Origin of the sequence: Kineosphaera limosa NBRC 100340 (assembly GCF_000298215.1) — a bacterium.
GTDB lineage: Bacteria > Actinomycetota > Actinomycetes > Actinomycetales > Dermatophilaceae > Kineosphaera > Kineosphaera limosa.
Genome location: NZ_BAHD01000061.1, coordinates 33,523 through 42,512, shown reverse-complemented (window position 1 = coordinate 42,512; position 8,990 = coordinate 33,523). Strand labels below are relative to the sequence as shown.

The following is an 8,990-nucleotide window of genomic DNA, read 5'->3' as shown; positions in this document are numbered from 1 at the left end:
GACGCGCAGATCATCCCCGCCGTCCTCGGCACCCGCAGCGAACTGCTCGACCTGGGCCACGCCCATCGGCTCGCCAAGCCCGGACTGGTCACCGCGCTGGAGCTGCGGGACAAGACCTGCACCTACCCCGGGTGCCGAATACCGGCCGCCTGGACCGACAAGCACCACATCACACATTGGGCCAACGGCGGACCAACGACCAAAGGCAACACGTGTTGCCTCTGCCGACACCACCACACCGTCGTGCACCGACACGGCCACGTAGCGACCGTCACCCCGACCGGGGTCACCTGGACGCGCGCCGACGGCACGCCCATCGGCAACCAACCGCGCCCGGGCGACACCTCACTAGTGCCGGCAGAGACGCCGGCGGCCGCCACCGCAGCAGCGGCAACGGCGGCGGGGGCTCCGGCGACCACTGCGGCTGAGGTGTCCACGGGGCTGGCGACGACAACGGACGAGCCGGTGCTTCCGATACGTGCCGAGGTGCGCGCCCCCGGCCCAGCCGCCCTGACGACGAGCCGCTCACCCGCCTCCCGATCAAGCATGTGAACTGGCGCTGGAATCGTCCTCGACGGCTCCCCCCGCCGACGTCACCTACACCAGGGTCCCGTCGCTGCCGAGCTATGAGACACGCTCTAGGCGATCGGATCGCCGTCGACCCGACCGCCAGTGTCCCGGGACCCTGCGGCACGAGACCCCGCGACACTTCGTCTCCGAGCGCGCAGAAAGACGAGCACGCCGAGAGTGGAGACCGCCATGCCGAGCAGGGCGGCGGCGCGGATCGGGGTCCCGAACATCATCGCGCTCCACAGGGCCGTCGTGGGGGGCGTGAGATACAGCAGCGCGCTGACGGTGGCCGCGCCGCGGGTCGCGAGCAGCAGCAGGTAGGTGCCGTACCCGCCGAAGCCCGCGAGCACGACAACCCACGCCACGGCGCCGGCGAACGTCCGCGTCGGCGAGGGTGCCGCCGTGCCCGCCAGTAGCGCCCACACAGTGAAGCCGACCGCGGCGGTGACGGTCTGCACCGTCAGGCCGGCGAGCAGATCGCCGCGATCCGGCACGCGCTGCGCCAGGATCGTCCCTAGCGCGAGAGCCAACATCCCGCCGATGGGCAGCAGGTAGGCCCAGCCGGGTGCCGACCCCGCACCCAGCCCGTCGCTGACGACGAGCGCGACACCGCCAAAACCCAACGCGAGGCCCACCGCGGCCCGCCACGAGAGAGATTCGCGCAGCGCCAGGATGCCGACAACGGCGACGAGCACCGGCTGCAGCGCCGCGACCAGCGCCACCGTCGACCCGGAGACGCCCGCCTCCACACCGTGGAAGACCCCCGCAAGGTAGACAAACTGCATGAGCACGCCCAGCGGCACGTGCCGGCGCAGCGTCGCTGAGGTGATCCGTCGACCCGTCGCCGCGCACACGAGCAGCAGAAGCGCCGAAGCGACGACGAAGCGCCACATGAGGAGCGTGTCGGGTGTGGTCACTCGCGCGCCGAGCTCGGCACCGATGAAACCCGAACTCCACAGCAGGACGAACGCCAACGGCAGCGCAAGGGCCAAGAGCCCCGTGGGAAGGGGGCCGCGCGGGCCACTGGGGTGAGCGGCCCGGCGGGCTCGGCGGGCAGCTCGTCGGCCGGCGCAAGTGCCTGCTGTGCCCTGCCGAGCCATTGTGTGGGTGGTCATGAAAGGCAGGTAACCATACCGGTCGGTATACTCTCGGTATCCTGACCAAAGGGCGATACGGCGCGGCCGTGACGTGCAGCGATGCCGCACCCGCGAGACCTCTCGCCGCGACCGACCTCCACTGCCCGATCGCCACACCCCGACTCCTGACCCGCCCCCGATCGGAGGACCGTGCGACTCCTCGCCGACGCCCCGGCCACCCCGGCCGCCGCGCGCATCCTGGCCGCCGCCGCCGACCTCTTCTACGCCTACGGCATCGGCGCGATCGGCGTCGACCGCATCGCTCAAGAGGCCGAGACGACGAAGAAGACGTTGTACGACCGGTTCGGCTCCAAGGAGCAGCTCGTCGTCGCCTACTTGCGCGCCCGGCACGCCCGCTTCACCCAGCACGTACACGACCACCTCGACGCGCTCCCGCCGAACGGGGGCCGCACCCTCGGGATCTTCGACGCCCTCGAATCGTGGCTGGCCGTCAACCCCCGCGGCTGCGGCTTCGTCAATGCCTACGCCGAGCTCGCCGGCACCAACCACGCCGGCCTGGCTGTCATCGGCGAGGAGAAGCGCTGGGTTCACGACCTCTTCACCGAGTCCCTCGAACGCGACGGCTATCTCGACAATGCGGCACACGAGAGTGTGCGCAAAGGTGAACAGCGACGCGTCGACGAGCTGGCCCGCACCCTCGCCATCCTCTACGAGGGCGCGATCGTGCGCTTCACCGCCGGCGAAGACCCGCTAGCCGCCGACCTCGCCCGCCGTACCGCCGAGCGTCTCCTGGAGTGAGCATCGACGGTTGCCCTCCCTGCCTTTGGGTGCGGTCGCGACAGCAACCCAGCGCAGGGACCGCCACCGTCGGCGGATTGGGAGGGGGCGGGCCGGAAGTGAACTATCTGCTACGTAGCAGTTGCTACCAAGGTGGAGGCGGCGTAACCTAGCAGCATGAGCCCATCCCGATCGGCGGTGCGCGGATCGTCGGGTACGGCCTCGCGTCGAGGCAGTCCCGGCCCCGTCGAAGCGGATGTCGCCAAACGGCTCAGGTCGCTTGCCCCACAGGCGGCAAAGACGAATGGTGGTACGCCGCTGGACTCCCCCCAGCGAAAGGCGTCCGAAGAGTTCAGCGACCTCATCAAGTCGCTGCACGAGCAGGGGCACTCCTGGCAGCAGATCGCCGACGCGTGCGGCTTGTCGGTTGCCGGGGTGCGGATGCGTGCGGCGCGGCACGGCTACAAGAGTGGCCCGCCAAGGGGTGTCGGCGGCTATCGAGGCGCGCAGCGCGCTGCGGATCGGCCCGGTCATGCGCTCACCCTGACGGAGGTGCTGTCTCCTCTGGAGATCGCCTTCCTCGAACGTTTTGCGGCACGCCGAGGCGATGCCACCGTGCAGCGTGCCCTGAGTGCGGCGGTGAAGTTGCTGTACGAGGCCGATCTCGAGCAGCAGTACGCGGCGGCGGACGAGGAGTGGCGCTCCTCCGGCGACGCTGCGGCTTGGGATGTCGCCGTCGGCGACGGGCTCGACGATGAAGTGTGGAGGGTCGCGCCGACCGATAGCGCGGACGATGCGTAGAGGGGACATTTTCCTTGTCGCGCTCGAACCGGTGGTCGGCAGCGAAGCGGCGACAACGCGGCCCTGCGTCGTCGTCAGCAACGACGAACGCAACCGGGTCAGCGTCCGCAACCAGCGAGGAGTCATCACCGTCGTTCCGGTGACCAGCAACGTGCGGCGCGTCTTCGACTTCCAGGTCTACCTACCGGCCGAGCGCACCGGCCTCCCGCTCGACTCCAAGGCACAGGGGGAGCAGGTTCGTTCCGTCGACGTCGCACGCGCCGGCAGGCGGGTCGGCCGACTGCCCGACGACCTGCTCGCCCACATCGACGACGCCCTCCGCCTACACCTCAGCCTGTAGGAGATGTGGCCCCGTCAGAAGCCCAGTCCCTGGATGTACCGCAGGTTGATGGCGGCCGCCTCGCGCGGGTGCCTGTGGGTGGTGTCCTGCTCGAGCACGTACCAACCGTCGTAGCCGCGGGCCTGCAGGTCGGCGACGATCGCGGGGATCGGCACGAGTCCCTCGCCGAGCTCGGGGAAGATGATGCCGCGCAGCGCGTCACCGAAGCTCCACGATTCCGCTTTCGCACGCGCCAGCACGTCGGGGTCGACGTCCTTGAGGTGCACGTGCGCCACCCGGTCGCCGTACTGGGGCAGGAAGTCCAGGGCGTCGCCGCCGCCGTACTTCAGGTGGCCCACATCGAGGCACCAGCCCACCTTGGCCGGGTCGCTCTCGTCGAGGAAGCGCTTGGTCTCGGCGGCCGTCTCGACGTAGGTGCCGACGTGGTTGTGCAGCACGACCCGCATCCCCATCGGCTCGAGCAGATCCGCCAGGTGCGCCAGGCCGTCGGCGAGGTTGCGCCACTGCTCGTCGGTCAGGCCGCGGGACTCATCGACGTGCCCCGCCTCGGCATCCCGTCGCTCGTCGCCCAGTTCGGCGGCCACGAGGATCGACCCGCCCGCAGCGCGCACCCGCTCGGCGACGGCCAGCGCCGTCGCGTCCACCTCGTCCCACGCCTCACGCTCGCGGTAGCCCAGCCGCACGAAGGCCCCGACCATCGAGAGCCCGCGCGCCGCCATCTCCGAACGCACGACGGCCGGGTCGTCCGGCATCCCCGGCCCCCACTCCGTGGCGCGATACCCCGCCTCGATCATCTCGTCCATCATCTGGCCGGCCGCCGTATACGGGCGAAAATCGGGAATGTCCCCGTTGTTCCAGTTGCAGGGGGCGGTGGCAATCAACATGGCGGTCTCCGAAGGACGATGGGGCGGCGTTGCCCCTACAGGCTGGCACGGCCAACCCCCGGCTCGCAGGGGATTGGGCTATTGACAGGACATTATTACAGAGAGGTAGGTTGGTGCCTACCGGCGCGACCCCACTGGCAGGGTCGCAGACGTCCGGGCCGACGACGCCCCGAGAGGAAGCCATGCGCGAGGACAAGTCCCGCAACCCCGAGCCCCGTTACGCCAACCTGACGATCGGCGTCTGCCCCGACCAATGGGGCGTCTGGTTCCCGCAGGACCCCAAACAGATCCCTTGGGAGACCGCCCTGCAGGAGATGAGTGACGCGGGCTTCTCGGTCATGGAGACGGGCCCCTTCGGCTACTTCCCCAAGGATCCCGCGCGCCTGGCGGAGGCCATGGACGCCCATGGCTTCCGCGTCGTCGCCGGCACCGGGTGGGGCATCCTGCACAAGGAGGAGGCGTGGGCCGACACGGAGGCGACCTTCCGCGCCATCGGCGAGACGCACGCCGCCGTGGGCGCCGAGTACGTCGTGCACCTGCCCCCGATGTTCCGCGACGAGAAGACCGGAGAGTACACCGACGAGCGCACGCTGACCGGCGCCGCCTGGGACCTCTACATCACCAACGCCAACCGCCTCGGCCGGATGATGAAGGAGGACTACGGCCTGCAGATGGTGCTGCACCCGCACGGCGACTCCCACATCGAGACGCGCGAAGACATCGACCGCATCTTCACCGCCACCGACCCCGAGTACGTCGGCTTCTGCCTCGACACCGGGCACATCGTCTACGGCGGCGCCGACAACATCGACCTCATCAAGACCTACCCCGAGCGCATCTCCTACGTGCACATCAAGGCGATGGACCCGGGCCTGGTCCAACAGGCCCACGACGACGACTGGCCGTTCGTCGCGGCCGTGCACAAGGGCTGCTCGGTCGCCCCGCCCGCCGGTGAGCCCGACATGCCCTCGGTCATCGAGGCCCTCGCCGACCTCGGCAAGCCGCTGTACGTCATCACCGAGCAGGACATGTACGGCTGCGACCCCTCCTACCCCAAGCCCAACGCCATCAAGACCCGCGAGTTTCTCGCGCGGCACGGCCTCGGCATCCTCTGACTTCGGCACACCACAAAGGAGACTGTGAAATGACGGTACGCATCGGTATGATCGGCCCCGGCGGTATGGGCCGGGCCCACATCGATCGGATCCACACCGTCATCGCGGGCGGGCGGGTCACCGGCGTCAGCGATGTCGTCACCGAGAACGCCGCCAAGGTCGCGGAATCGATCGGCGGGCGCGTCTACGAAACCTCCACCGCGCTCATCGGCGACCCGAACATCGACGCGGTGATGATCTGCAGCTACGGGCCGGCGCACAAGGACGACGTCATCGCCGCCGTCAAGGCTGGCAAGCCGGTGTTCTGCGAGAAGCCGCTGACCCCGACCTCCGGGGAGGCCCTGGAGATCATGGAGGTCGAGCAGGCGGGCGGGCGCAAGCTCGTCACCGTCGGCTTCATGCGGCGCTTCGACGAGTCCTACCGGCAGATGAAGGCGATCCTGGACTCCGGCGAGATCGGGGAGACGCTCATCGTGCACAACCGGCACCGCAACCCCACCGTGCCCGCGCACTACACGTGGGACATGGCGATCAACGACACCGGCATCCACGAGGTCGACACGATGCGTTGGCTGCTCGGCGAGGAGATCGTCGCCGTCCGGGTCGACAAGCCGAAGAAGACCTCGCACCGCTTCGAGCACCTGCAGGACCCCCTCATCCTCATCATGGAGACCCAGTCGGGGGTGTGGATCGACGACGAGATCTTCGTCAACAACCAGCACTCCTACGACATCCAGTGCGAGGCGGTCGCCGAGACCGGCACGATCCGGCTCTCGGACCAGCACAAGATCGAGCGCACCGGTACCCTCGGGCGACACAACGCGCTGACGATGGACCACAACCAGCGCTTCGGTGGCGCCTTCGTCACCGAGGTGCAGGAGTGGATCGACGCGGTCGCGCGCGGGGAGCACACCGGCTCGACGAGCTGGGACGGCTACGCGGCGGCCTGCGTGTGCGACGCCGGGGTCAAGGCCCTCACCGAAGACGGCGTCGTACCGGTGCGGATGATCGACAAGCCCCAGTTCTACGCCTGACCGCGCCCGTTCGGGCGGAGACCGAATTGTTACTTTTACGCCGGCAGCTGCTGAACGGGAAACCCTCTGTGCCCCAGTTGCATTGAAAGAGTAGCGATTTCGTTTGACGCGACGATGCCTCGGGGCGACCTGACCGCCGCGGGCCCGCACACCTGCCGCACTGATGCGCAGAAGTGATGCAGCTGTCCGTGACGAGCGTCCATTACCGTGCGGTAACAGACCAGCGGCCAGGCCGTCCCGAGCCGCTCGAGCGACGGGGGAGGCGTGCGGCGTGGAGGACCTGCGGATCGAGGTGCCTGGCGGGCACATCGCCGTGCGCGACTATGGCGGCGCGGGGCGCACCGTGGTCCTGGTCCACAGCGTCGGCTACTCCTGCGACGTCTGGCGACGCCTGGCCCCGCTGCTCTCCGGCAGTGCCCGGGTGCTTGCGGTCGATCTGCGGGGCCACGGGCAGAGCACGGCCCAGGTCGACACGGTCGCCGATCTGGTCGCCGACTTCGAACGCCTCGTCGCCGCCCTGGAGTTGCGCTGTCCGGTGCTGGTGGGTCACCAGTACGGAGGCGGCATCGCCGCCGCGGTGGCCGCGCGCTACCCCCTGTTGTGGGGCGGTCTGTGCGTGATCGACAGCCCCGTCATCGGCACCCAGGCGGAGTACCGCGAGCTGCTCGACCTCTTCTCCACGCCCGCCGTGAGCGCGGACTTGGCCCGCCGCTTCCGGCTCGGTGTCTGCGGCCAGGGCATCGCCTCCCGCGACGAATTCTGCGAGCGGGCCGGCGAGGAGATGTCGCGCGACTGGCTCAGCGTGCCCCGCTTGAGTTTCGACAACTACTCGGTCCGCCGCTCCGTGCTCACCGATGAGGCGACGGGGCGCTGGGAGCGGCAACCGAACATGGAGACCGTGGCACGGCTGACCAAGCTGGGCACGGACTTTCCCCTCATGCCGGGGCGCGAGTTGCTGGAGCGGGTCGCCGCGCCGGTGTGGGTGCTGCAGCCGGAGGCCGGCGAGTACGGGCAGGGCTTCGACGAGATCGAGGCGCTGGCCCGCACCCGCCTGGGCTGGGCGGCGGTGCGCATGAAGGGCTCGTCCTTCGTGGCCCACACCCAACCCGAGGTGGTGCGGGACGCCCTCGTGACGCTGCTCTCGCAGCTGCCCACCCAACGCGAGCCCGCCGCCGAGATCCGCTCGGCACTGGTTCACCGCGTCTCCGCCATCGATACGTGAAAATGTCATAACAAACCATTGACATCACGTCATCCGCAGGGCAGGCTTTCACCACCGCTCGACGTCGCGCCCAAGGCCTGCACGTCGGGAGGGTTCGTGACAGCCCAAGTGCAAAGGACCCCTCGTGCGTATCGGAGTCGCCGGCGTCGGCCGGATCGGAGCGTTTCACGCCGAAACCCTGCGTGACCTTGATTTCGTGGAGTCGGTGGTGCTCGCCGACGCCCTGCCGAACGCCGCGAGTACCGTCGCGCAGCGGCTCGGAGTCGAGTCGGTCGACAATGTCGATGCGCTGCTGGGTGCGGGCATCGACGGCTTCGTCATCACCACCGCGACCCCGGCGCACGCGGCCCTGCTGCGGGCGGGCGTCGCGGCCGGCATCCCGACCTTCTGCGAGAAGCCCGTGGCGGCCACGCTCGAGGAGTCCATCGAGCTGGTTCAACTGGAGCAGCAGACCGATGTGCCGATCCACATCGGGTTCCAGCGGCGCTTCGACACCGGCTACCGCCGGGCGCAGCAGGCCGTGCAGTCCGGCGAGCTGGGTTTCATCCACACCATCCGCGCCACCACCGGTGACCAGTCGCCGCCCCACGCCTCCTACATCCCGACCTCCGGCGGCATCTTTCGCGACTGCAACGTGCACGACTTCGACATCCTGCGCTTCGTCACCGGCCGCGAGGTTGCCACGGTCTACGCGACCGGCGCGAACAAGGGCGCCGACTTCTTCACCGAGGCCGGCGACGTCGACACCGGTGCCGCGGTGCTGACGCTGGACGACGACACGATGGTCGTTGTCACATCTACCCGCTACAACGGCGGGGGCCACGACGTGCGCATGGAGGTCTGCGGCAGCGAGGGCACCATCGGTGTGGGACTCGACGACTCCCTGGCCATGGTCTCGGCGCAGGAGGGCGTCACCTGGCCGACCGGGCCGCAGAAGTGGTCGTTCATGGAGCGCTTCCTGCCGGCCTACCAGGCCGAACTCACCGCCTTCGCCGATGTCGCCGCCGGCAAGATTCCCTCTCCCTGCACCGTGTACGACGCCCTGCAGGCCTTCCGCGTCGCCGACGCCTGCGAGCTGTCCCGCCGCGAACACCGCCCCGTCGCCCTAGCCGAGATCGCCTCGGCCTGACGAGGCCTGAGCCCGAGCTCA

The 8,990-nt window shown here is 69.3% G+C and carries 10 protein-coding genes; 8 read left to right on the top strand and 2 right to left on the bottom strand.

Annotated elements, in window-relative coordinates; all coding sequences use genetic code 11:
• A partial coding sequence (locus KILIM_RS24495; RefSeq protein ID WP_006593785.1) for an HNH endonuclease signature motif containing protein occupies positions 1-552 on the top strand: 552 nt, incomplete at its 5' end.
• Positions 553-638: 86 nt separating this feature from the next.
• Here the strand turns inward: KILIM_RS24495 and KILIM_RS16090 are convergent.
• Positions 639-1,562 (bottom strand): DMT family transporter, encoded by a 924-nt coding sequence (locus tag KILIM_RS16090; RefSeq protein ID WP_006593784.1) that lies wholly within the window; start codon positions 1,560-1,562, stop codon positions 639-641.
• Positions 1,563-1,856: 294 nt separating this feature from the next.
• On the opposite strand from KILIM_RS16090, the gene KILIM_RS16085 reads away from it, so the two are divergent.
• The 3 genes from KILIM_RS16085 to KILIM_RS16075 all read left to right on the top strand — a co-directional run bounded on the left by KILIM_RS16085 (position 1,857) and on the right by KILIM_RS16075 (position 3,585).
• Positions 1,857-2,465 (top strand): TetR/AcrR family transcriptional regulator, encoded by a 609-nt coding sequence (locus KILIM_RS16085; RefSeq protein WP_006593783.1) that lies wholly within the window; start codon positions 1,857-1,859, stop codon positions 2,463-2,465.
• 156 nt (positions 2,466-2,621) lie between these two features.
• Entirely contained in the window at positions 2,622-3,245 is a 624-nt protein-coding gene (locus KILIM_RS22605) for a hypothetical protein (RefSeq protein WP_006593782.1), read from the top strand.
• A complete protein-coding gene (locus KILIM_RS16075) occupies positions 3,238-3,585 on the top strand; it encodes a type II toxin-antitoxin system PemK/MazF family toxin (protein WP_006593781.1) in 348 nt (115 codons plus the stop codon). Before KILIM_RS22605 ends, KILIM_RS16075 begins: the two co-directional genes overlap by 8 nt.
• Positions 3,586-3,599: 14 nt before the next feature.
• Here the strand turns inward: KILIM_RS16075 and KILIM_RS16070 are convergent, their stop codons facing one another.
• A complete protein-coding gene (locus KILIM_RS16070; RefSeq protein ID WP_006593780.1) occupies positions 3,600-4,469 on the bottom strand; it encodes a sugar phosphate isomerase/epimerase family protein in 870 nt (289 codons plus the stop codon).
• Positions 4,470-4,651: 182 nt separating this feature from the next.
• Between KILIM_RS16070 and KILIM_RS16065 the strand changes: the two genes are divergently transcribed.
• The 4 genes from KILIM_RS16065 (at position 4,652) to KILIM_RS16050 (ending at position 8,969) form a co-directional block, all read left to right on the top strand.
• Positions 4,652-5,584, top strand: coding sequence for a TIM barrel protein (locus KILIM_RS16065; RefSeq protein ID WP_006593779.1), 933 nt, complete (start codon positions 4,652-4,654; stop codon positions 5,582-5,584).
• A 29-nt stretch (positions 5,585-5,613) separates the two neighbouring features.
• Positions 5,614-6,618, top strand: a complete 1,005-nt coding sequence (locus KILIM_RS16060) for a Gfo/Idh/MocA family protein (protein WP_006593778.1) — start codon at positions 5,614-5,616, stop codon at positions 6,616-6,618.
• A 271-nt stretch (positions 6,619-6,889) separates the two neighbouring features.
• Entirely contained in the window at positions 6,890-7,840 is a 951-nt protein-coding gene (locus tag KILIM_RS16055; RefSeq protein ID WP_006593777.1) for an alpha/beta fold hydrolase, read from the top strand.
• Between the two features lie 124 nt (positions 7,841-7,964).
• Complete coding sequence (locus KILIM_RS16050) at positions 7,965-8,969, top strand: Gfo/Idh/MocA family protein (RefSeq protein ID WP_006593776.1); 1,005 nt, start codon at positions 7,965-7,967, stop codon at positions 8,967-8,969.
• The last annotated feature ends 21 nt before the right edge of the window (positions 8,970-8,990 follow it).

Coding starts and splice junctions, on each gene's coding strand:
- KILIM_RS22605 (WP_006593782.1), top strand. CDS start 2,622: ATGAGCCCATCCCGATCGGCGGTGCGCGGATCGTCGGGTACGGCCTCG.
- KILIM_RS16075 (WP_006593781.1), top strand. CDS start 3,238: ATGCGTAGAGGGGACATTTTCCTTGTCGCGCTCGAACCGGTGGTCGGC.
- KILIM_RS16070 (WP_006593780.1), bottom strand. CDS start 4,469: ATGTTGATTGCCACCGCCCCCTGCAACTGGAACAACGGGGACATTCCC.
- KILIM_RS16065 (WP_006593779.1), top strand. CDS start 4,652: ATGCGCGAGGACAAGTCCCGCAACCCCGAGCCCCGTTACGCCAACCTG.
- KILIM_RS16060 (WP_006593778.1), top strand. CDS start 5,614: ATGACGGTACGCATCGGTATGATCGGCCCCGGCGGTATGGGCCGGGCC.